At 47.0% G+C, this 22,188-nt stretch carries 20 protein-coding genes; 17 read left to right on the top strand and 3 right to left on the bottom strand.

Annotated features, from left to right (window positions below):
- Positions 1–95 precede the first annotated feature (95 nt).
- The 11 genes from argJ (at position 96) to BN1938_RS07185 (ending at position 10,868) form a co-directional block, all read left to right on the top strand.
- Positions 96–1,319: a bifunctional glutamate N-acetyltransferase/amino-acid acetyltransferase ArgJ gene (gene argJ, locus BN1938_RS07135; RefSeq protein WP_050639933.1), complete on the top strand. Its 1,224-nt coding sequence runs from the start codon at positions 96–98 to the stop codon at positions 1,317–1,319.
- A gap of 32 nt (positions 1,320–1,351) precedes the next feature.
- Positions 1,352–2,254, top strand: coding sequence for an acetylglutamate kinase (gene argB, locus BN1938_RS07140; RefSeq protein ID WP_050640030.1), 903 nt, complete (start codon positions 1,352–1,354; stop codon positions 2,252–2,254).
- A complete protein-coding gene (locus BN1938_RS07145) occupies positions 2,241–3,431 on the top strand; it encodes an aspartate aminotransferase family protein (RefSeq protein WP_050639934.1) in 1,191 nt (396 codons plus the stop codon). Before argB ends, BN1938_RS07145 begins: the two co-directional genes overlap by 14 nt.
- Before the next feature lie 105 nt (positions 3,432–3,536).
- The gene (locus BN1938_RS07150) at positions 3,537–3,968 is read left to right on the top strand and encodes a DMT family transporter (protein WP_050639935.1); all 432 of its coding nucleotides are present in this window, start codon (positions 3,537–3,539) and stop codon (positions 3,966–3,968) included.
- 126 nt (positions 3,969–4,094) lie between these two features.
- The gene (locus BN1938_RS07155) at positions 4,095–4,709 is read left to right on the top strand and encodes a helix-hairpin-helix domain-containing protein (RefSeq protein ID WP_050639936.1); all 615 of its coding nucleotides are present in this window, start codon (positions 4,095–4,097) and stop codon (positions 4,707–4,709) included.
- Positions 4,710–4,803: 94 nt separating this feature from the next.
- Positions 4,804–5,493, top strand: coding sequence for a response regulator transcription factor (locus BN1938_RS07160; RefSeq protein WP_025657222.1), 690 nt, complete (start codon positions 4,804–4,806; stop codon positions 5,491–5,493).
- Complete coding sequence (locus BN1938_RS07165; RefSeq protein ID WP_167702516.1) at positions 5,450–6,922, top strand: sensor histidine kinase; 1,473 nt, start codon at positions 5,450–5,452, stop codon at positions 6,920–6,922. Before BN1938_RS07160 ends, BN1938_RS07165 begins: the two co-directional genes overlap by 44 nt.
- A 16-nt stretch (positions 6,923–6,938) precedes the next feature.
- Complete coding sequence (locus BN1938_RS07170) at positions 6,939–7,871, top strand: GerMN domain-containing protein (protein WP_050639937.1); 933 nt, start codon at positions 6,939–6,941, stop codon at positions 7,869–7,871.
- Positions 7,868–10,135 (top strand): DNA internalization-related competence protein ComEC/Rec2, encoded by a 2,268-nt coding sequence (locus BN1938_RS07175; protein WP_050639938.1) that lies wholly within the window; start codon positions 7,868–7,870, stop codon positions 10,133–10,135. The genes BN1938_RS07170 and BN1938_RS07175 overlap by 4 nt, the downstream gene beginning before the upstream one ends.
- A 131-nt stretch (positions 10,136–10,266) precedes the next feature.
- Complete coding sequence (locus BN1938_RS07180) at positions 10,267–10,521, top strand: type II toxin-antitoxin system HicA family toxin (protein WP_050639939.1); 255 nt, start codon at positions 10,267–10,269, stop codon at positions 10,519–10,521.
- Positions 10,521–10,868 (top strand): type II toxin-antitoxin system HicB family antitoxin, encoded by a 348-nt coding sequence (locus tag BN1938_RS07185; RefSeq protein WP_050639940.1) that lies wholly within the window; start codon positions 10,521–10,523, stop codon positions 10,866–10,868. Before BN1938_RS07180 ends, BN1938_RS07185 begins: the two co-directional genes overlap by 1 nt.
- A 111-nt stretch (positions 10,869–10,979) precedes the next feature.
- Here the strand turns inward: BN1938_RS07185 and BN1938_RS07190 are convergent, their stop codons facing one another.
- Positions 10,980–11,831 carry an arginase family protein gene (locus BN1938_RS07190; protein WP_050639941.1) on the bottom strand — a complete coding sequence of 284 codons (852 nt, stop codon included), beginning with the start codon at positions 11,829–11,831 and terminating at the stop codon, positions 10,980–10,982.
- A 204-nt stretch (positions 11,832–12,035) separates the two neighbouring features.
- Between BN1938_RS07190 and holA the strand changes: the two genes are divergently transcribed.
- From holA to hemW, 3 genes are read left to right on the top strand one after another with little or no spacing between them, the layout of a single operon-like run.
- Positions 12,036–13,025, top strand: coding sequence for a DNA polymerase III subunit delta (gene holA / locus BN1938_RS07195; protein WP_050639942.1), 990 nt, complete (start codon positions 12,036–12,038; stop codon positions 13,023–13,025).
- Positions 13,026–13,046: 21 nt separating this feature from the next.
- Positions 13,047–14,861: a translation elongation factor 4 gene (lepA, locus tag BN1938_RS07200; RefSeq protein ID WP_025657228.1), complete on the top strand. Its 1,815-nt coding sequence runs from the start codon at positions 13,047–13,049 to the stop codon at positions 14,859–14,861.
- A 1-nt stretch (position 14,862) separates the two neighbouring features.
- Entirely contained in the window at positions 14,863–16,059 is a 1,197-nt protein-coding gene (gene hemW / locus BN1938_RS07205; RefSeq protein ID WP_050639943.1) for a radical SAM family heme chaperone HemW, read from the top strand.
- 107 nt (positions 16,060–16,166) lie between these two features.
- Here hemW and BN1938_RS07210 read toward each other — a convergent pair whose 3' ends face one another.
- Positions 16,167–16,721: a chromate transporter gene (locus tag BN1938_RS07210; protein WP_050639944.1), complete on the bottom strand. Its 555-nt coding sequence runs from the start codon at positions 16,719–16,721 to the stop codon at positions 16,167–16,169.
- Positions 16,718–17,263: a chromate transporter gene (locus tag BN1938_RS07215; protein WP_050639945.1), complete on the bottom strand. Its 546-nt coding sequence runs from the start codon at positions 17,261–17,263 to the stop codon at positions 16,718–16,720. The genes BN1938_RS07210 and BN1938_RS07215 overlap by 4 nt, the downstream gene beginning before the upstream one ends.
- Before the next feature lie 1,179 nt (positions 17,264–18,442).
- On the opposite strand from BN1938_RS07215, the gene hrcA reads away from it, so the two are divergent.
- From hrcA to dnaK, 3 genes are read left to right on the top strand one after another with little or no spacing between them, the layout of a single operon-like run.
- Complete coding sequence (hrcA, locus tag BN1938_RS07225; protein WP_050639946.1) at positions 18,443–19,492, top strand: heat-inducible transcriptional repressor HrcA; 1,050 nt, start codon at positions 18,443–18,445, stop codon at positions 19,490–19,492.
- A gap of 15 nt (positions 19,493–19,507) precedes the next feature.
- On the top strand, positions 19,508–20,221 hold the full coding sequence (grpE, locus tag BN1938_RS07230) for a nucleotide exchange factor GrpE (protein WP_330581547.1): 714 nt from the start codon (positions 19,508–19,510) through the stop codon (positions 20,219–20,221).
- 40 nt (positions 20,222–20,261) lie between these two features.
- Positions 20,262–22,139, top strand: coding sequence for a molecular chaperone DnaK (gene dnaK / locus BN1938_RS07235; RefSeq protein ID WP_050639947.1), 1,878 nt, complete (start codon positions 20,262–20,264; stop codon positions 22,137–22,139).
- The last annotated feature ends 49 nt before the right edge of the window (positions 22,140–22,188 follow it).

Genomic DNA, 22,188 nt, shown 5'->3' on the forward strand with positions numbered 1-22,188 from the left:
GAGCAGCAAAAGGATAAATAGCGGATTAAATAAGATAATGAATAAAAAATGAGCAGATTGTGTAACAACAAGATTACGCAGGAAAGGAAAACAGAATGGAAATAATCAAAGGCGGAGTCACCGCGGCAAAAGGATTCGAAGCAGCATCGGCTGCAGCCGGTATCAAGTATCAGGATAGGACGGATATGGCGCTGATATATAGTGAGAAGCCATGCAAGACAGCGGGGACATTTACAACGAATGTGGTAAAAGCAGCACCTGTAAAATGGGATAAAGCTATTGTGGAAAGCGGCATTAAGTCCCAGGCAGTGATCGTCAATTCCGGTATTGCCAATGCCTGCACCGGAGAAGAGGGATATGGGTACTGCAGGGAGACCGCGAACGCCGCAGCGAAGGCGCTGGGAGTGAAGGCAGATGGTGTGCTGGTAGGATCCACTGGCGTCATTGGAATGCAGCTTCCCATAGAAAAGCTCAAAGATGGGATTGTAAAGCTTGCGTCTGATAAGAATCCCGGAATCGACAGCGGGACTCTGGCAGCAAAGGCAATTATGACAACTGACACAATCGAGAAGGAAATAGCAGTTACGATCCAGGCAGGCGGAAAGACCGTCACAATTGGCGGTATGGCGAAGGGATCCGGAATGATCCATCCCAATATGTGCACCATGCTCTCCTTTATCACAACGGATGCGGCCATTTCCAGAAAGGCACTGCAGAAGGCGCTGAGCGCCGATGTGGAGGATACTTATAATATGATCTCCGTGGACGGAGATACGTCTACAAATGACACGGTTCTGCTTCTGGCTAACGGGATGGCGGAAAACGATAAGATTAAATATGGAACAAAAGACTATGAAAAATTTGCAGAAGCGCTTCATATGGTAAATGAATGTCTGGCCAAAAAGATTGCCGGAGACGGGGAAGGGGCAACCGCGCTGTTTGAAGCAAGGGTAACGGGCGCATCCACGAAGGAGCAGGCAAAGCTGCTTGCCAAATCGATCGTATGTTCAAACCTGACAAAGGCGGCCATTGCAGGGCATGATGCCAACTGGGGACGAATTCTATGTGCAATGGGGTATTCAGGGGCTCAGTTTGATCCGGAAAAGGTGGATCTGTATTTTGAGAGCAAAGCGGGAAGAATCCAGATTATAGAGAATGGAACGGCAGTCGCATACAGTGAAGAAAAAGCGACCGAGATTCTGTCCCAGCCTGAGGTTACAGCAACTGCAGATATAAAGGAAGGGGAAGAGAGCGCTGCGGCATGGGGCTGTGATCTGACCCATGGGTATATTGATATCAATGCAGATTACAGGAGTTAAGACTATGCCGTATCTGCAGTAAGGAGGAAATTATGAACGAGAATATGCAGCAGTATCTGGAAAAAGCACAGGTGTTAATCGAAGCGCTCCCTTATATACAGCGCTTTAACCGTAAGATAATTGTGGTAAAATACGGCGGAAGCGCGATGGTGGACGAGGCGCTGAAAAGACAGGTGATTGAAGATGTTACGCTCTTGAAGCTGGTTGGATTTAAGCCCATTATTGTACACGGCGGAGGAAAAGAGATCAGCAGATGGGTCGGCAAGGTGGGAATGGAGCCGCATTTTGTCAATGGCCTGCGTGTGACGGATGAGGAAACAATGGAAGTGGCGGAGATGGTGCTCGGCAAGGTGAATAAAAGCCTGGTACAGCTTGTGGAGGAGCTGGGCGTGCGCGCAATCGGTATCAGCGGCAAGGACGGCGGACTCCTGAAAGTAGATAAAAAGCTTTCCAACGGAGAGGATATCGGTTTCGTGGGAGAAGTTAAAAAGGTGAATGCAGAGATTCTCTATGACCTTTTGGAAAAAGATTTTCTCCCAATCGTCTGCCCGGTGGGAATGGACGATGAATACAATACATACAATATCAATGCAGATGATGCGGCCTGTGCGATCGCAAGAGCGATGAAAGCGGAAAAGCTGGCGTTTCTGACGGATATTGAGGGAGTGTACAAAGATCCTGATGATCCCAAGACGCTGATCTCCGAACTCCGGGTGGATGAGGCACAGCAGCTGATGAATGATGGCTATATCGGGGGCGGCATGCTGCCTAAGTTGCAGAACTGTATTGATGCTATAGAAAACGGGGTTTCCAGGGTACATATTTTGGACGGGCGGATTCCGCATTGTCTGCTGCTGGAGATCTTTACGAACAAAGGAATTGGAACCGCAATATTAAACGGAGAGGAAAGCAGGTATTATCATGGTGAACAGTAAGATACAGGCAGGGGAGGAGAACCTGCTGCATGTTTACAATCGTTTCCCTATAGCTCTGGACCATGGGGAGGGAATGTATGTTTATGACACGGAAGGCAGAAAGTTTTTGGATTTTGCCGCGGGATTTGCCGTTACAGGCCTGGGTTACAGCCACAAAAAGCTGAATGAGGCGCTGAAGGCGCAGATTGATAAGATCTACCACATTTCGAATCTTTATTACCATGAGAATTGCGGAGAGGCAGCAAGGGAGCTTAACCGCATATCAGGCATGGACCGAGTCTTCTTTACCAACAGCGGCAGTGAGGCCAACGAAGGGGCATTAAAGGCGGCGAGACGCTATGCATATACGAAAAAGACCGGCAGATACGAATTTATTGCAATGGAGAATTCGTTTCACGGTAGGAGTTTCGGGGCAGTCTCTGTTACCGGACATGATTCTTACAGAGAGCCATTTGAGCCGGTGGTTCCTGGCGTACGATTTGCAAAATTCAACGACCTGGACAGTGTGGAAGCGCTGGTAAATGAAAAGACCTGTGCCATTATCCTGGAGCCGCTGCAGGGAGAGGGCGGCATCAACCTTGCCACGCAAGAGTTTGTGGAAGGCATCCGGCGGCTCTGCGATGAGAACGGCATCCTGATGATCTTTGACGAAGTCCAGTGCGGCATGGGTCGTACGGGTAACATGTTTACCTGGCAGGGGTTTGGTGTGAAGCCGGATATTCTTACCATGGCAAAGGCAATTGGCAACGGAATACCGGTAGGCGCATTTGCGATGACACAAGAAGTTGCGGATTACTCTTTGAAACCGGGAGACCACGGAGCTACCTATGGCGGAAACCCGCTGGCATGCACCGCGGTGAAGACGGTCATAGAGATCTTTGAACAGGAGCAGATTCTGGAACACGTAAATGACATTTCCCCATATCTGATCAAACGCCTGGACGAACTAACTGATAAATGGGATTGTATTCTTCAGAGAAAAGGAAAAGGACTGATGCAGGGGCTTGCATTTGACAGACCTGTGGCAGAAGTCAATCAGAAAGCGATCGAAGAGGGGCTACTGGTGATACAGGCGGCGGGCAATGTGATCCGTCTGCTTCCCCCGCTGATCGTGGAAGAAAAGCACATTGATGAGATGGTGGAGCGGTTTGAACGGGTTCTTGCCGGACTATCCTAGAGCCCGCCATAAACCACGGAAAATAATAACATACTCGAAATAAAAACCAGTCATTGAGGACATACTATAGAAAAGCAGAAGAAAAACTGCAGGAGGTATGAGGATATGATTGGTTTTTTTATTGCACTGCTGTCAGGTGCATTGATGAGCGTTCAGGGGGTTTTTAACACACAGGTAACAAAGACGACGGGAATGTGGGTCGGCAATGCCTGGGTACAGCTGTCCGCTTTTTTGGTATGTGCGGTTGCATGGTTTATCACAGGCCGCGACAGCATTACTGCGATCGCAAAAGTAGAGCCTAAATATATGCTGCTGGGCGGCGTGATCGGCGCCGGTATTACATGGACGGTTATAAAAAGTATGTCTGCACTGGGCCCTGCAAAAGCGGCCCTTTTGATTGTCATTGCGCAGCTGATTGTTGCATATGTGATTGAGCTGATGGGATTGTTTGGGGTGGATAAGGAGCCGCTGGACTGGAGAAAAATCGGCGGGCTTGCCCTTGCGCTGATCGGAATTGCGATCTTCCAGTGGGAATAACTGCATCGGCTTAATAAAGATGTAACAAAAACGTAAAAATATGTATTGTAATTTAAACTATTATTCGTTACAATATTAATGTCCGGCGAGGGGATTCTCAAACAGTAAGAAGACTGTGAGGGAATTATGAAGGACAGATTGGTTAAAAAGTTCTGTGTATTCTTCTTAGCGGCCTGTACCGCAGGAGTGCTGGCGTCAGGATGCACAAGAGAAAGAACAGATACTTTATCGGAGTTGGAACTGGAGCAGGAGAAAATTGAAGCAGAAGAGGCGTCAGAAGAGGCCGTGCAGCGGGAAGAACCCGGTACGGTATTCGTCTATGTCTGTGGTGCTGTGAATGCTCCGGGGGTATATGAATTAGCCGGTGATGCGCGGGTATATGAGGCGATTGCACTGGCAGGCGGCTTGAATGATGCAGCTGCAGGGGAAGCTTTAAACCAGGCCAGTACAGTAACGGATGGGGAGCGCATTTATATACCGACGGCGGAGGAACTGGAAAAAGGGATTGTAGACGGCCAGACGGCAGAAGTAACAGGAACGGACAATCAGGGAAAGATAAATATTAATACGGCTGCAAAAGAGGAACTCAAGACACTGCCCGGCATCGGAGATGCCAAAGCTGACAGTATTATTTCCTACCGGGAAGCAAACGGCGGATTTCAGACCGTGGAAGAGCTGATGCAGGTTGAGGGAATCAAAGAGGGAGTATTTAATAAAATAAAAGACAGAGTAGTAAGCTGAGGTATTTGTCCACTCGGTCCGTGAGGTTTTCATGATCTTCGGGCCGTGGTGGATGAACGGATCTTCAGCATGCGGGAGTTAGGGAAAGAGGAGTATGAGCGAAAAGAAGATCTTAGTAGTGGATGATGAAAAATTAATAGTTAAGGGGATCCGTTTCAGCCTGGAACAGGACGGTATGGAGGTGGACTGCGCCTATGACGGTGAGGAGGCTCTGGAGTATGCCAGAAACTGCGAGTACGATCTTGTTCTCCTGGATGTCATGCTTCCGAAGCTGGACGGATTTCAGGTCTGCCAGCAGATCCGAGAGTTTTCCGACATGCCGGTTGTCATGCTGACAGCTAAGAGCGAGGACATGGACAAGATTCTCGGCCTGGAATACGGGGCGGATGATTATATTACAAAGCCTTTCAACATTCTGGAAGTGAAGGCGCGCATAAAGGCCATTATGAGAAGAACAGCGAAGCGGGAAGAGCCTGCAGGCAGTACGGTCATTATAAAAGGGGCCATGCGGATTGATTGTGAGAGCCGGAGAGTTTTCATCGGTGAGCGGGAGATCAATCTGACGGCAAAGGAATTCGATGTGCTGGAACTGCTGGCGATGAATCCGAATAAAGTATACAGCAGGGAGAATCTGCTGAATCTGATATGGGGATACGATTATCCGGGAGATGCAAGAACAGTGGATGTGCATATCAGGCGCCTGCGTGAGAAGATCGAGAAGAATCCGAGCGAGCCAAAATATGTACATACAAAGTGGGGAGTTGGTTATTATTTCCAGGGGTGATTTTCATTTTAATCTGAACAGTAAATTTCTAAAAAGCCTGCGGTTCTGTATTATACTGCTGCTTCTTGTCGTGTCCACTGTGCCCTGTGCTGCGGCATACAGGGGTATCATCAAGGCATACGAGGCGCGCGCAGTATCCCTTAGAACCGCGGATATACAAAATCAATGTACAATTCTAAGCAATCAGCTAAACAGCTATAATTATCTGGCGGATACTTCATCCGAGGTTATCAATGCAAGTTTGACGCAGTTAACGAATATATATAATGGGCGGGTAATGATTGTAGATAAAGAGCTGCGTGTCGTAAAGGACACATACAGCCTGGATGAAGGGAAAACAATCGTATCCGAAGATGTCATCCGCTGTATGAAAGGCAGCAGTACGAATTATTATGATAAAGCGAACCGGTACATAGAAGTGACCTCGCCGATTATGACGGGGGATACGGAAGAGATATCGGGTGTCATGCTGGCCAGCGTATCTACGGATACGATCGAAGACAGCCTGAAGATTCTGAGCACAAAAGGAAGCGCTATTCTGGGAATTGTTTTCATACTGATGCTGGGACTGAGCCTGTTTATTGCGGACCGGATTGTAAAACCGCTGCGCAGAATTACAGAATCCATTGCGGATGTATCCGAAGGGTATGATGATGAAGTGCTCCATGTGAATACATTTACCGAGACAAAGCAGCTTTCCGAAGCTTTTAACAAGATGCTGGGGAGGCTGAAGCAGCTGGATGAATCCAGGGAAGAGTTTGTATCCAACGTATCACATGAGCTGCGTACGCCGCTGACATCCATGAAAGTACTGGCAGATTCCCTTCTGGCGCAAGAAGATGTTCCAATCGAACTGTACCAGGAGTTCATGGGGGACATTGCGAAAGAGATTGACAGAGAGAATGATATTATTGCTGACCTTTTGTCTCTGGTAAAGATGGACAAGACTGCCAAGAATCTGAATATTAATACGGTTAATATCAACGAACTGATGGAACTGATCCTGAAGAGGCTCAAGCCGATTGCCGAAAAGAAGAATGTTGAGGTGGTTCTGGAAAGTTTCCGTCCGGTTACGGCAGAGATTGACGAGGTAAAGCTTACACTGGCATTCTCCAATCTGGTGGAGAATGCAATTAAATACAACCATGAAGAGGGATGGGTTCATGTCTCTATTAACGCTGACCACAAATATTTTTATATAAAAGTTGCGGATTCGGGGATCGGTATTCCGGAACAGGATCAGCAGCATATATTCGAACGTTTTTACCGGGTGGACAAGTCCCATTCCAGGGAGATGGGCGGTACCGGCCTGGGACTTGCTATAACAAGGAACGCAATCATTATGCACCGGGGATCCATCAAAGTATACAGCAGCGAGGGTGAGGGGACCACATTCACGGTACGGATCCCGCTGACCTATGTTGCTTAGAAGGAGGCAGTACAATATGAAAAGAAGAATTGCAGGCCTGTTAACTGTCTGTTTTTGTCTGCTTCTCCTTCTGTCTGCATGTTCAAAGCGGACGGCAGTGAAAGATGACAGCCCCTTTATCTATTGTCTGAATGGGGAGCGGACAGGCCTGATAAAAGTGAATTATGAGGTTAAAAACAATGACCCGCTTCAGGCGGCAGAAGCAATGCTGAAAGAACTGGCGAAGCCGTCCGAGGATATTGATTATACCGCGCCGATACCAAAAGGGGTAAAAGTGAATACCTGCAAGCTGGAAGGGGAGCTTCTGTATCTCGATTTCAACGGGCGTTATATGGATATTCCGCCGCTTGAGGAAAAGCTGGTGAGGGCAGCAGTGGTCCAGTCTCTGATCCGGATTGATGGAATCAGCGTACTCTGGATTTCGGTGGACGGCGAGGATCTTAGGGACAGTGAAGGACGTATTCTGGGATATCAGAATGAAGATGATTTTGTACAGAATACCGGATCCTCACTGAACTCCTATCAGACGGGCACGCTGACGTTATATTTTGCAAATGAGACAGGCGATAAACTGACAGAGCAGCATATGGACGTAAAATACAGCAGCAATATGTCGAAAGAGAAGCTGATCGTTGAAAAGCTGATGAAGGGACCGAAAAAGAATGCCGGATATCCCACAATCAATCCGGCCGTCAGCCTTCTCGGGGTGACAATAAAAGACGGGATCTGCTATGTGAATCTGGATGACGAATTCCTGACAGGGGGCGTGGATGTCAAACCGGAGATCACGATTTATTCCATTGTAAACTCGCTTGTAGAGGGGACAACAGCGAGTAAAGTGCAGATTACGGTAAACGGAGAGAAGAACATTTCTTACAAGGATACGGTCGATTTAACCCAGCCGCTGCAGCGGGATATGAGCTGGGTAGAAAATGCGGAGGAAGAATGATAAAAAGGCCACTTTGTGCAGCGGCAGTTCTTTTTCTCGGAATACAGACTGTCCTGGCGGGCGGGTTTCATATAGCACCTGACTGGAAACCCACCCGGCTGGAGACCGGAATCGGCGGTAAAGAAGACGTCGTGCTGGAGGGGACAATCTATCACAGGGAAGAGAAACCAAACTGCAGAGTATTATATCTTAAGGACAATCTTGTCCATCTGAAGAATCAAATCTTTCAGGAATCAAAAATTCTTGTTTATATCCAAACAGAACATTACACAGCAATCGGGAACCGAATACAGATCACAGGGACGGCGGAGGGCTTCCAGGAAGCCAGAAATCCGGGAAATTTTGATCAGAAATTCTATTACCGCAAGCAGGGGATCCATGTATCCGTATGGGCGGATGACGTAAAAATACTGGATGCAGAAGAAGATCCGATACGGGAAAATCTGGCGGTGCTCAGGGAGCGATGGAAGACGCTCCTGATAAAATGCATGGGAGAATACTACGGGAACACTATGAGCGCGATACTTCTAGGCGACAAAAGCGGACTGGACAGTGAGCTGAAAGAACTATATCAGAAAAGCGGGATTGGGCACGCGCTCGCAATTTCAGGTTTGCACATGTCCTTTTTAGGCATTGGGCTGTATAAATTATTGCGCAGGGCCGGTCTGCCCTTTTGCATAGCCGGGGGGATTGGAATCTGTTTCTTACTGGCCTATACTATGATGATTGGCTGCGGGGTATCCAGTATCCGGGCGTTTGTCATGTATTTTGTCAGAATGGGTGCAGATATAACCGGAAGAGACTACGATATGCCGACCAGCCTGGCGCTTGCGGCTGCAGTGATCGTGGCATGGCAGCCTCTTTTTCTTCTGGACGCAGGTTTTCTGCTTTCCTTCGGCGCGCTGTTGGGAATTACCGCCGTCAATCCGTGTCTTGAATATTGTTTTTTGCAGGAAAAGAAAGGCCGGAAAATCTTCAGCAGCTTCCTTGCAAGTCTATCTGTCAATCTGATATTGCTGCCGGTTATGTTGTATTTCTATTTTGAATTCCCAGTGTATTCTATTATTCTGAATCTCCTTGTAATCCCTCTGATGTCCCTGGTACTGGGGAGCGGCGTGATCGGCTCCCTGACGGCCATTGTATCCGGACAGGCAGGCGCAGTACTGCTGCAGGTCTGTAAGGGAGTCTTGTTTTTGTACGAAAAGGCCTGTTCAGCCAGTATGGAATTACCGGTAAGCAGAATTGTATCGGGGCAGCCGGAAAAAGGGGGGATTGCTATTTACTACATTCTCTTATTTTTGTTCTGTCTGGCGGCATACCGGCTGAAAAGAGAAAAAGAAAAGAATCCATCCCGCGCGACTTTATCTTTGGTGATATCAGCCCGTAAAAAGCTGCTGGGAGGAACAGCAGTCTTATTCCTTTGCGGCACGTTATTTATAACGTGTATGCTGCCCTATCATACCAGAGGAACCATTCGGATTACTATGCTTGATGTAGGGCAGGGGGACGGCTTGTACATAAAAGGACCGCAGGGAATGCGGTATTTTATAGATGGTGGGAGCAGCGATGTTTCCGCTGTAGGAAAATATCGGATCGAGCCCTTTTTAAAATCCCAGGGCGCAAAAACGCTGGACTATGTCTTTATCTCTCATGGAGATGCAGACCATATGAACGGAATCGAGGAACTGTTGGAGAACCAGCGTCTGGGAATCCGTATCCGAAATCTGGTTCTGCCGCCGGATCGAGTACAGGACGATGCGCTGAAAAAGCTGGCAGTAAAAGCATTGGAAAACAATACGAGAGTCGTTGTGATGGATGCGGGCGACAGGATGACAGAAGGAAATTTCCGGTTGTCCTGCAAAGCACCGGCAGCAGCGTACAAGGGTGAGGCCGGGAATGCTGCATCCATGGTGCTGGAGGCAGAATACGGGGAGTTTAATATGCTGTTTACCGGAGACGTGGAGGGGGAAGGAGAAAAACTTCTGGAACAAGGAGGACTCCGCCGGTATGATGTGCTGAAAGTGGCGCACCATGGGTCTAAAAATTCCAGTTCCAGGAAATTTCTTGAGCAGACACTGCCCGTTACCGCCTGGATATCATCAGGGGTTGATAACCGGTATGGGCATCCTCACAAAGAGACGATAGAAAAGCTGGGAGAAACAGGGAGCAGAATATACGGTACACAGGAATGCGGTGCGGTGACGCTGGTGACCGATGGAGAAAGCGCAGAGATTGAGGCCTATTTGAGAACGTTTCGCCGGTGAATATAGAAACGTGAGAACATCTATAAGCTATATCAAAAAAATGATAAGGTTTTCATAATTAATTCATAATTAATGCAACTAAAAAACAGTTGCAAAAACAGCTGTATTATTATATAATAAAGGAGGAAATAATGAGTAAGAGAGATAAATTAATAAAGCGGCTATATACGGTTCCCAGTGATTTTACATACGATGAGCTAAGACAGCTCCTAAAATATCTTGGGTTCCGGGAAGTAGAAACCGGGAAAACCAGCGGCTCTGCTGTAAAGTATTATAACCGGGAGTTAGGGATCCCCATCTATATACACAGGCCGCATCCGGGTAACATCGTTAAAAAATATGTTTTAAGAGAGCTAATTCGCTTATTAAGCAAGGAGGATTTGTGATGGGTAACTGCATGAAATATAAAGACTATTATGGTACGATTGAATATTCAGATGAGGATCAATGCTTTCATGGGAAGGTGCTTGGCATCAATGGACTGGTTACCTTTGAGGGCGAGAGTGTGCAGGAACTAAGAGCGTCTTTTCAGGAAATGGTAGATGAATATCTGAAAGACTGTGAAAGTAAACACATTGCTCCGGATAAGCGCTATAAGGGGAGTTTTAACATACGGATCGCCCCGGAGCTTCACAGGGAAGCGTCTTTGCGCGCAGCAAACGAAGGGATTTCCCTGAATGCATTAGTAGAGAAGGCAATTTCATTATATGCCAGCACGTCGTTTCATAAATGAAGTGCTTCCAGCCCTATCTGCTCCTGCGGATACTTGCGGACAGCATAACAAAGACTCCGGTGCGCCTTCAAAGATGCGGAGATTTCCTCTTCCTGTTTTAGTCTTTATTTGTCATTCTGTAAAAAGAGGAATTCCGGAAAACATTTTTTGCAGATTATGTTCATCAAATGGAAGATATTCAGCAACCGTAAAACCGACTACATCAGAATTTTCAGTAATAAGTTTTAGTACCTCAAATAGCTTCTCCATTGTCATCTTCCCACCGCCTGAACCGTCTCCGGATAATTCAGGGTTAGCAAAATAGGTTGAGTGAAAAAAATGTTCATCTAATACATCAATATCAAAATGAATCAATATTTGATCGAAACGCTTCATAAACGCTTTAATTTCATTGTCAGAAATAAATGCGTTCTCTTGCACCTGATACTCTACACCGACATCATTTAAAAACTTTCGCTGATAACTGTGGAGACCTTGCAAACCAATATACAGAATTTCGTCTGGCCTGAACGTTTGGTTTTGCATTAGCGCTGAAAGCTGCGGCGCTCCATACCCAAGAAGAGAACCGAGAACCATTGCGTGGGCATTTGGATAACCGTCATTTACAGTTGATATATCAGGGTGGGCATCAATCCAAATAATTCCGATATTTTCATAAAGTCCGTGAAGATAATCAAACGGTGCTAAGGACACGATACAGTTTCCACCAATAGTAATAATTCGGTCCGGTTTTTCTTCTGCGATTTTATTCTGAGCATTATTGATACCCTCTAACACTTCACTTTCAGCAAACAGCCCATTTCTGATCGTTTTTTCTTTGTTATCCGGCGGAGCAATCTCTACTTTTACAAGCTTCTGTTTATCGTTTACAGGAAGAATGTGCTGTAAAAGATTTGCTCCTAAATAATATGTTGGCAAACCGCCACTTATATAATCTGGATATAATAATCTTATCGTTTTCATATTGTCTGCTCCTTTTAAATTCTTTGTACTTATCTATTTTTACACAACAGTATTATAACATGACTCCAATTTTAAATCAGTTCTTTTCCGCCGCCCTATAATATTTTTGCCACGGATACTGATATTGTTATGCAACAAGTTATTTTACGATATGATGGAAAATATTTTGCATAATAGAGAACTTTCCTATATAATAGATACGTTATGAAGAGTTTAAATGAAGATTTAAAAACAGGACAATTCAGGCAGATATATCTTCTCTATGGGGAAGAGAATTATCTGAAGAAGCAGTATAAGGATCGGTTTACGAAGGCAATGCTCCCGGATGGGGATACGATGAACTACGCTTATTATGAAGGGAAGGGCGTAGATGTCAGGGAGGTCATTGATCTGGCGGAAACCCTGCCGTTCTTTGCCGAGCGCCGACTGCTGGTATTCGAAAACACCGGATTCTTTAAGAGCGCGGGGGCGGATCTGGCCGATTATATTAAGGATATGCCGGATACTACATTTTTTATTTTCATAGAAAATGAAGTGGACAAGCGCAGCAAGATGTTTAAAGCAGTGAAGGCGAAAGGGCATATTGCAGAGCTGCCGTTCCAGGATGAGCCAACACTGAAAAAGTGGATTCTGGGGATGGTGCGCAAGGAGAATAAGCAGATATCCGAGTCTACGGTGACCTATCTGTTGAATAAAGTCGGTACAGATATGGGGAATATACAGAAGGAGCTGGAAAAGTTATTCTGCTATACACTGGATAAAGACAGCATTCTGCCGGAAGATGTGGACGCGGTATGTGTGACGCAGATTTCCAACCATATTTTCGATATGGTCAATGCAGTGGCGGATAAGAGGCAGGAGCGGGCGCTGGAGCTTTACTATGAATTGGTGGCTCTGAAAGAACCGCCAATGCGGATTCTGTATCTGATGACCCGGCAGTATCGGATTCTGCACCAGGTTAAGGACCTGCTTAAGAAGGGATATGGCAGAAAAGAAATCGCATCCAAGGCAGGCCTGCATCCTTTTGCTGCGGGCAAATACATGGATCAGGCAAAGCACTTCAGAAGCAGCGAACTCCGCGCAATTATGGAGGACAGTGCGGATATAGAAGAACGCGTGAAAACAGGGCGTCTGACGGATGTACTGGCGGTTGAGCTGTTTATTGTAAAATACTCTTCCGTGTCAAAGAGATAAAGAAAGGTTGGAGAAATAAAAGTGTCAGTAATAGATCAGAGTAAAATTCGTAATTTTTGTATCATAGCACATATCGATCATGGAAAATCTACTTTGGCAGACCGGATCATCGAGATGACAGGACTGCTGACAAGCCGTGAGATGCAATCCCAGGTTCTTGATAATATGGATCTGGAGAGGGAACGGGGGATTACCATCAAGGCCCAGACCGTGCGTACTGTCTATAAGGCAAAGGATGGGGAGGAGTATATCCTCAACCTGATAGACACGCCGGGGCATGTGGATTTTAACTACGAGGTATCCAGAAGCCTTGCAGCGTGCGATGGAGCGATTCTGGTAGTGGATGCCGCACAGGGCGTAGAAGCCCAGACGCTGGCCAATGTATACCTCGCGCTGGATCATGACCTGGATGTTATGCCGGTCATCAACAAGATCGACCTTCCAAGTGCGGATGCGGAGCGGGTAAAAGAAGAAATAGAAGATGTAATCGGTATTGACGCCGAGGACGCGCCACTGATTTCGGCAAAGACCGGGTTGAATGTGGAAGAGGTGCTGGAGCAGATCGTGGAAAAGATTCCGGCGCCGGAGGGAGATGCTTCGGCGCCCCTGCAGGCACTGATATTTGACTCTCTTTACGATTCTTATAAGGGAGTGATCGTATTCTGCCGGGTAAAAGAGGGAAGCGTAAGAAAAGGTACACCGATCCGTATGATGGCTACCGGAGCTACGGCAGAAGTTGTGGAGGTTGGATATTTTGGTGCAGGCCAGTTTATTCCCTGTGAAGAACTGAGCGCCGGGATGGTAGGCTATATTACGGCCAGCTTGAAAAATGTGAAAGATACCCGTGTGGGAGATACGGTGACCAATGCAGAAAGGCCCTGCGAAGAGCCGCTGCCGGGATATAAAAAAGTAAATCCTATGGTTTACTGCGGTATGTATCCGGCGGACGGAGCGAAGTACCCGGATCTGCGGGATGCGTTGGAAAAGCTTCAACTCAATGATGCGGCCCTGCAGTTCGAGGCGGAGACCTCTGTTGCGCTGGGATTTGGTTTCCGCTGTGGATTCCTGGGCTTACTGCATCTGGAGATTATTCAGGAGCGCCTCGAGAGAGAATACAACCTGGATCTGGTGACCACGGCCCCCAGCGTTATTTACAAGGTGCATAAGACCAACGGAGATATCATTGACCTGACGAATCCGACAAACCTTCCGGATCCTGCCGAGATCGAATACATGGAGGAGCCAATCGTAAAAGCGGAGATCATGGTGACTTCCGAATTTATCGGCGCAATCATGGATTTATGCCAGGAACGCCGCGGAGAATACCAGGGGATGGAATACATCGAAGAGAAACGTGCGGTTCTGCATTATCATCTGCCGCTCAATGAGATCATCTATGACTTTTTCGATGCCTTAAAGTCACGATCCAGAGGATATGCGTCCTTTGATTACGAGATGCTGGGATACGTGCAGTCAGAACTTGTGAAACTGGATATCCTGATTAATAAAGAAGAGGTAGATGCCCTTTCTTTCATCGTACATGGAAGCACAGCTTACGAGAGAGGCAGAAAGATGTGCGAGAAGCTGAAAGAAGAGATACCGCGCCAGCTGTTTGAGATTCCGATCCAGGCAGCCGTTGGCAGCAAGATTATCGCCCGTGAGACTGTCAGGGCAATGCGTAAGGATGTGCTCGCTAAATGTTACGGCGGCGATATTTCCCGTAAGAAAAAACTTCTGGAAAAGCAGAAGGAAGGAAAGAAGCGCATGCGTCAGGTAGGCAGCGTCGAGATACCGCAGAAGGCATTCATGAGCGTGCTGAAATTGGATGATAAGTAATATGAAGAAAGAACTGGAGCTGTACCTGCATATCCCTTTCTGCGTGAAAAAATGCGCATACTGCGACTTCCTCTCTGCGCCTGCGAACGAGGACGCAAGGCAGGAGTATGTGGATGCGCTGCTTTGCGAAATACAGAGATATGAAGAAGCATACCACGAGCCGTACCAGGTCACGACGATATTTCTTGGAGGCGGTACGCCCTCCATGCTGACGGGAGATCAGGTTACAGCAATATTTGCCGCCCTGCATCAAAGTTTCCGGATCTCAGAGAATGCGGAAGTCACAATAGAGGCCAATCCAGGAACTGTAACAAAAGAGAAGCTAAAAGCTTGGAAAGCGGCCGGTATTAACCGTCTGAGCATCGGACTTCAGTCCGCGGATAACGAAGAGCTGAAGATGCTTGGAAGAATCCATACATGGGAAGAGTTTCTCGCAACCTACGATTTGGCTAGAAAACAGGGCTTTGATAACATTAATATCGACCTGATCTCGGCCATTCCCGGACAGACAGAGGCGAGCTGGAAAAAGACGCTTACCAAAGCCGCAAGCCTGGATCCGGAGCATATCTCCGCCTACAGCCTGATTATAGAGGAGGGAACCCCTTTTTATGAAAGGTATGGGGAAAATGCCGGACAAGGTCTGCCGGAAGGTCATGCAGCAGAGAATACATCAGATAGCATAGCGCCGCAGCTGCCAGATGAGGACGCAGAAAGAACGATCTACGAAATGACAGCAGAGATTCTGTTAGAGTACGGCTATCAGAGATACGAAATCTCCAACTATGCAAAAGAAGGATATGCCTGCCGCCATAATCTGGGCTACTGGGAGAGAAAAGAATACCTGGGAATCGGTCTGGGCGCCTCCTCTCTTATCGGCAGGAGCAGATATCACAATACAGGGGATATTCGCTCCTATATACAAAAGGTACAGGACCAAACGGACATAAAAGAGGACGTGGAACACCTGTCACTTAGAGACGAGATAGAAGAATTTATGTTTCTTGGATTAAGAGAGACAAAAGGAATTTCAATTTCCGGATTTGAAGAACTCTATAGACAGAGTATATTCGATGTTTATGGGACACAAATAAGAAAATTGATGGATGGCGGGCTGCTGGAAATGTCGGGAGATCGTATCCGGCTGACAGAAAGAGGGATCGATGTCAGTAATTTGGTGTTTTTGGAATTTATGGGGTGATTTTTTTGTGGCTGAGGGGCGCCATCGAGGAGCGAGATGCACCAGCGGCGTACGGGAAGGCTTATGCTGATTTTGGAAGCCTTCCCGTACGCCGCTGGTGCATCTCGCTATCTCAATACAATAACCCCGGCCACTGCTCCTGCGATTATCCATATGAGGGGATGGATATTTTTGAGTGGTTTGACCTGCAGCAGTATGAAGATGACTATTCCGATCAGGATGGCGGGATAGTTGAGTGAGAGGGTTTCTTTGCTGGCGTCGGCGAATGTTATTCGGACAATCTGCCATACGGCGTATCCGATCAGTGCGGCTATCATGGGACGGATCCCGTAGAAGGCGGATTTGACGTATTTGTTTTCGCTGAAGTTGGACATGAATTTGGCTATGATGATTATAATAATGAGGGCAGGACAGACCAGGCCGATGGTTGCAGTAAGCGCTCCGGGGATTCCACCTGCATGAAAGCCTGCATAGGTTGCCATGTTAATACCGATCGGGCCGGGGGTACTTTCACTAATTGCTATCATATTTGCCAGTTCTGTTGTGGTAAACCATGAATATTTTTGGGTCAGTTCCATCAAAAAAGGTACGGTTGCCATTCCTCCGCCAATAGAAAAAAGCCCGATTTTAAAGAATTCTATAAATAAGGTAAGATAGATCATGCTCTTTTTTTCTCCTTCAGTATATTTACAATGATGCCGGTTCCAGCGGCACAGATGACCAGTATAATAGTAGGAATCGGAGAGAATGTGGCGAGTAGAAAACCGGCGAGGAAGATAAGCAGTCCCAGCTTATCACGGATGCCCGATCTGGCCAGCGAGATAACGGTATTGATCATTAGGGCGCAAACCGCAATCCGAATGCCGGCCAGTGCATGCAAAACGGCCGGGATGTCCATAAAACGGCTCAAAATACTGGCTATCAGACAGATAATAATAACAGAAGGGCTTACCATCCCCAAAGTACCAAAAACAGCTCCCGGAACACCAGCCTGTTGATATCCGATATAAGTAGAGGTATTAACCGCAATAATACCCGGAGTACACTGTCCGATAGCATAGATATCCAGAATCTCCTCATCTGTAGCCCATTTCTTTTTCAGCACAACCTCACGCTTTAACATAGGCAGCATAGCCATGCCGCCTCCAAAAGTAAGTCCACCTACACGAAAAAAGGTCACATACAATTCCCATAATTTCTTCATCAGAATCCTCCTATACAAATATAACACTCCGGTACTTCATGCATTTCTTCCTATAGAAAATCATATCATTCTATATATTCTACGACTTTTCATAAAAAGATTCAATCAAACCTATGTAAAATCGGGATTCAGTTGACAGGCTTCAGTCCTGTCGACGGATGGGGACGCTTCATGACAGGGAGGCCGGGGAGGCGCTGGGGCTGTATATGCCGTTGCGATATGCACCCATGCTGCTAAGTGATTCTAGAACACCCGATGCCGGATAGGCGGGTACGCTGAACACATCACGGGAAATCTGATGATTTCCCGCGCTGGGTTCAGCAAAAACTTGATTTGGTGATCAAGTTTTTCCCCGCCTATCCGGCATCGGCTGTTCAAGAATCACTAAGCGCATTCCAGCATTTCGCAACGGCATATACAGCCCCAGCACCTCCCCGGCCTCCCTGTCATAAAGCTGGCTCATCCAATCGGCAGGAAAGCTCGCCAACCGGGTGGGATCCCGGACCAGGGCAGCGGATGTGGATTGGCTATGCGTGTCTTTTCATCTTCAAGATGCGTATTGAATTATTTTGATACCGGAAGCGTATCCCCTTGCTTTTTACACCTACTGGGGACATAAAAGTGCCACCAATTCTATATCCATACGCTGCCCCCGTTTGAGGCCCCTCCTTAGAAACGAGCTTTTTCCTACCGGTTGGATGCGCCAGCTCCATGAAGGGATAGCCGAAAACCTCCCGGAGAACATCCATGTCCTTTCAAAAACGCTCAAAGCGGACCTTAGAAATTCTTGGTGGGAAACAGCCCTGAAAATGGAGAGATTTTTGGATTCCGAATCCAAAAATCAGCTGACCCAGCGCGAGAAATCATCGGATTTCTCGTGATGTGTCAGTGGTGCTCCATTTTCAGGGCTGTTTCCCGCCTAGAATTTCTTAGGTCCGCGGCCGCGTTTTTGAAAGGACATGGATGTTCTCCGGGAGGTTTTCGGCTATCCCTTTATGGAGCGTCCCCATCCGCGCCGAAACTAAAGCTCGTCGCTAAATCCCGATTTTGTATAAAAAATATATAAAGACTGTTGACAAAAATTATCCATGGTGCTATCTTAGTATACGTAAGGTGTTAGCACTCAAAACTAAAGAGTGCTAATAAGCAAAAGGCTGAATCAAAAAGGAGGGTCCGGATATGGCAGCAGTTACTGAAATGACTGACAGGAAGCTAGTGATTTTAAAAGCAATTATCCGGAATTATCTGGAGACGGGCGAACCGGTAGGTTCCAGAACCCTTTCGAAATATACGGAATTGAATCTGAGTTCAGCTACTATTCGAAACGAGATGGCAGATCTGGAGGATCTGGGATACATATTCCAGCCCCACACATCTGCAGGGCGCATTCCTTCAGACAAAGGCTATCGGCTGTATGTGGATATGCTGATGGAGGAGAAAGAGCAGGAGATCACAGAACTGAGGAACACAATGCTTGAAAAGACAGACAAAGTTGACAAGATATTGCAGCAGGCAGCCAAAGTTCTAGCAGCGAATACAAATTATGCGACTATGGTTTCGGCCCCGGTCAACAGCAGGAACACATTGAAGTTTATCCAGCTTTCACAGGTGGATGAAGAACAGATTGTGGCAGTGATCGTGATGGGCGGCAACGTCATCAAGAATAAAATTATTGATGTCGGTGAAACTTTAAGTAGTGAGACTCTGCTGAAGCTGAATATGCTGCTGAATACGACCCTGAACGGGATGTCCATAGAAGAGATTAACCTCGGCCTGATCGCAAGGCTGAAGGAACAGGCTGGGATTCACAGCCAGGTGATCAGTGATGTTCTGGATGCTGTGGCAGAGATCATCCATGTGGATGAGGATATGGAGATTTATACCAGCGGTGCCACGAATATTTTTAAGTATCCGGAGCTTAGCGATAAGCAGAGCGCACAGGAAATTATCAGTGCATTTGAAGAAAAGCAGCAATTGGCCGATCTCGTTACCGAGACACTGGCCAGTGAAGATAATCATGGAATTCAGGTATACATTGGAGATGAAGCACCGGTGAAGACCATGAAAGACTGCAGTGTTGTGACAGCAACCTACGAATTGGGCGAAGGCATGAAGGGTACTATAGGTATCATAGGTCCAAAGCGTATGGATTATGAACATGTCATGAAGACGCTGAAGACTCTGCAGAATGAGTTGGATGCAATTTATTACAAAGACCCAAAAGAATAGGAAGGTGAATAGCTGGTGGAAGAGAAGATGAGCAAAGAAGATATGGTAAGAGAAGCCGTAGAGGAAGCCAAGGCTAAGGCCGCAAAGGAAGCGGAAAAAGAAAGAGACGAAAACCAGTCTGAGTCCGAAGCCGGGCCGGAAGCCTGTGAGGATGTACAGGAAGAAACAGAGTGCACAGACAACGGTGAGGATGCCGAAGAAGCCGAAGAGAATGAAGAACCGGATGCGGCTGAGGATGAAGAAGACAAATCCGGTAAAGAAAAGAAGCGCTTCGGCAGAAAGAATAAAAAAGATAAAAAAGACGAGAAGATCGAAGAACTGACTGACAGGCTTACCCGTCAAATGGCAGAGTTTGATAACTTCCGCAAGCGTACGGAAAAGGAGAAATCCCAGATGTACGAGATAGGTGCGAAAGATATCATAGAAAAGATTCTTCCGGTCGTGGATAATTTTGAACGCGGCCTGGCAGCTGTGCCGGAGGAAGAACAGTCCAATCCTTTTGCAGAGGGAATGGAAAAGATTTATAAACAGCTGATGACTACACTAGAAGAGGTCGGTGTGAAACCGATCGAGGCGGTTGGAAATGAATTTAACCCGGACTTCCATAATGCAGTCATGCATGTGGAGGATGAAGAACTTGGCGAAAATATCGTAGCCGAGGAGTTCCAAAAAGGCTACACATACCGCGACAGTGTAGTAAGACATAGTATGGTAAAAGTAGCAAACTAATTTCTCATTCAAAATCAAAATATTTTAGGAGGAAATGATTATGGGCAAAATAATTGGTATTGACTTAGGTACAACAAACAGCTGCGTAGCTGTTATGGAAGGTGGACAGCCGACTGTCATCGCAAATACAGAGGGGGCAAGAACAACTCCGTCCGTAGTAGCATTTACAAAGACAGGAGAGCGTCTTGTGGGAGAGCCTGCAAAACGTCAGGCAGTAACGAATGCAGACAAAACAATCTCTTCCATTAAAAGAGAGATGGGAACCGATTATAAAGTAACAATCGATGACAAAAAGTATTCTCCTCAGGAGATTTCTGCTATGATTCTTCAGAAAATGAAAGCGGATGCAGAAGGATACCTTGGTGAAAAAGTAACGGAAGCAGTTATCACTGTACCGGCTTACTTTAACGATGCTCAGCGCCAGGCAACAAAGGATGCAGGTAAGATCGCAGGGCTGGACGTGAAGCGTATCATCAACGAGCCTACAGCAGCAGCGCTTGCATATGGCCTTGACAATGAAAAAGAGCAGAAGATCATGGTATACGATCTTGGCGGCGGTACTTTCGACGTATCAATCATTGAAATCGGCGACGGAGTTATCGAAGTATTATCTACAGCAGGAAATAACAGACTCGGCGGAGACGATTTTGACCAGAAGATTACTGATTATATGCTGGCTGACTTCAAGGCAAAAGAGGGCGTAGACTTATCCGGGGATAAGATGGCTCTTCAGAGACTGAAAGAAGCCGCTGAGAAGGCAAAAAAAGAGCTTTCATCTGCAACAACAACCAACATCAACCTTCCGTTCATCACAGCTACATCCGAAGGACCGAAGCATTTCGATATGAACCTGACAAGAGCGAAGTTCGATGAACTGACACATGATCTTGTTGAAAAGACAGCGGAACCGGTAAGACGTGCGCTGTCAGATGCAGGCATCTCCGCATCTGAGCTGGGCCAGGTACTGCTGGTTGGTGGTTCCACACGTATTCCTGCAGTTCAGGAAGAAGTAAAACGTCTGACAGGCAAAGAGCCAAGCAAGTCTCTGAACCCGGACGAGTGTGTTGCACTCGGCGCTTCTGTACAGGGCGGTAAGCTGGCCGGAGACGCAGGCGCAGGCGATATCCTTCTGCTGGATGTTACACCACTGTCACTTTCTATCGAGACAATGGGCGGCGTGGCAACAAGACTGATCGAAAGAAACACAACGATTCCTACAAAGAAGAGCCAGATCTTCTCCACGGCAGCAGATAATCAAACAGCAGTTGATATCAATGTTGTACAGGGAGAAAGACAGTTCGCAAGAGACAACAAGTCCCTCGGACAGTTCAGACTGGATGGAATTCCGCCGGCTCCGCGTGGAATCCCGCAGATCGAAGTAACATTCGATATCGATGCAAACGGTATCGTAAATGTATCAGCGAAAGACCTCGGAACAGGCAAAGAGCAGCACATCACAATTACTGCGGGCTCCAACATGTCAGATGATGACATCCAGAAGGCGGTTAAGGAAGCTGCTGAATTCGAGAGCCAGGATAAGAAACGTAAAGAGGCGATTGACACCAGAAATGAAGCCGACAGTATGGTATTCCAGACCGAAAAAGCAATTCAGGAAGTAGGCGACAAACTGGATGCTACAGACAAAGCAGCCGTAGAGGCTGACTGCCAGGCATTGAAAGATATCCTTGCAAAATCTACTCCGGAAGATACTTCAGACGCTCAGGTTGCTGAGATCAAGGCAGCTAAGGATAAGCTGATGGAAAGCGCTCAGAAGTTATTTACAAAGATGTATGAGCAGGCAGGAGCTGGCGCTGGAGCAGGAGCAGGCTTCTCAGAGGGACCGGGACCGGAAGCAGGTCCGGCGCCGGAAGGCTACCAGGGAGATGATGTAGTAGACGGGGATTATAAAGAAGTATAAAATCCGTTGGCAGAAAGGTTCTACGAAGCCGCGAAATGCGGCCTCGTAG

Origin of the sequence: Eubacterium sp. SB2 (assembly GCF_001244405.1) — a bacterium.
Lineage (GTDB): Bacteria > Bacillota > Clostridia > Lachnospirales > Lachnospiraceae > Faecalicatena > Faecalicatena contortus_B.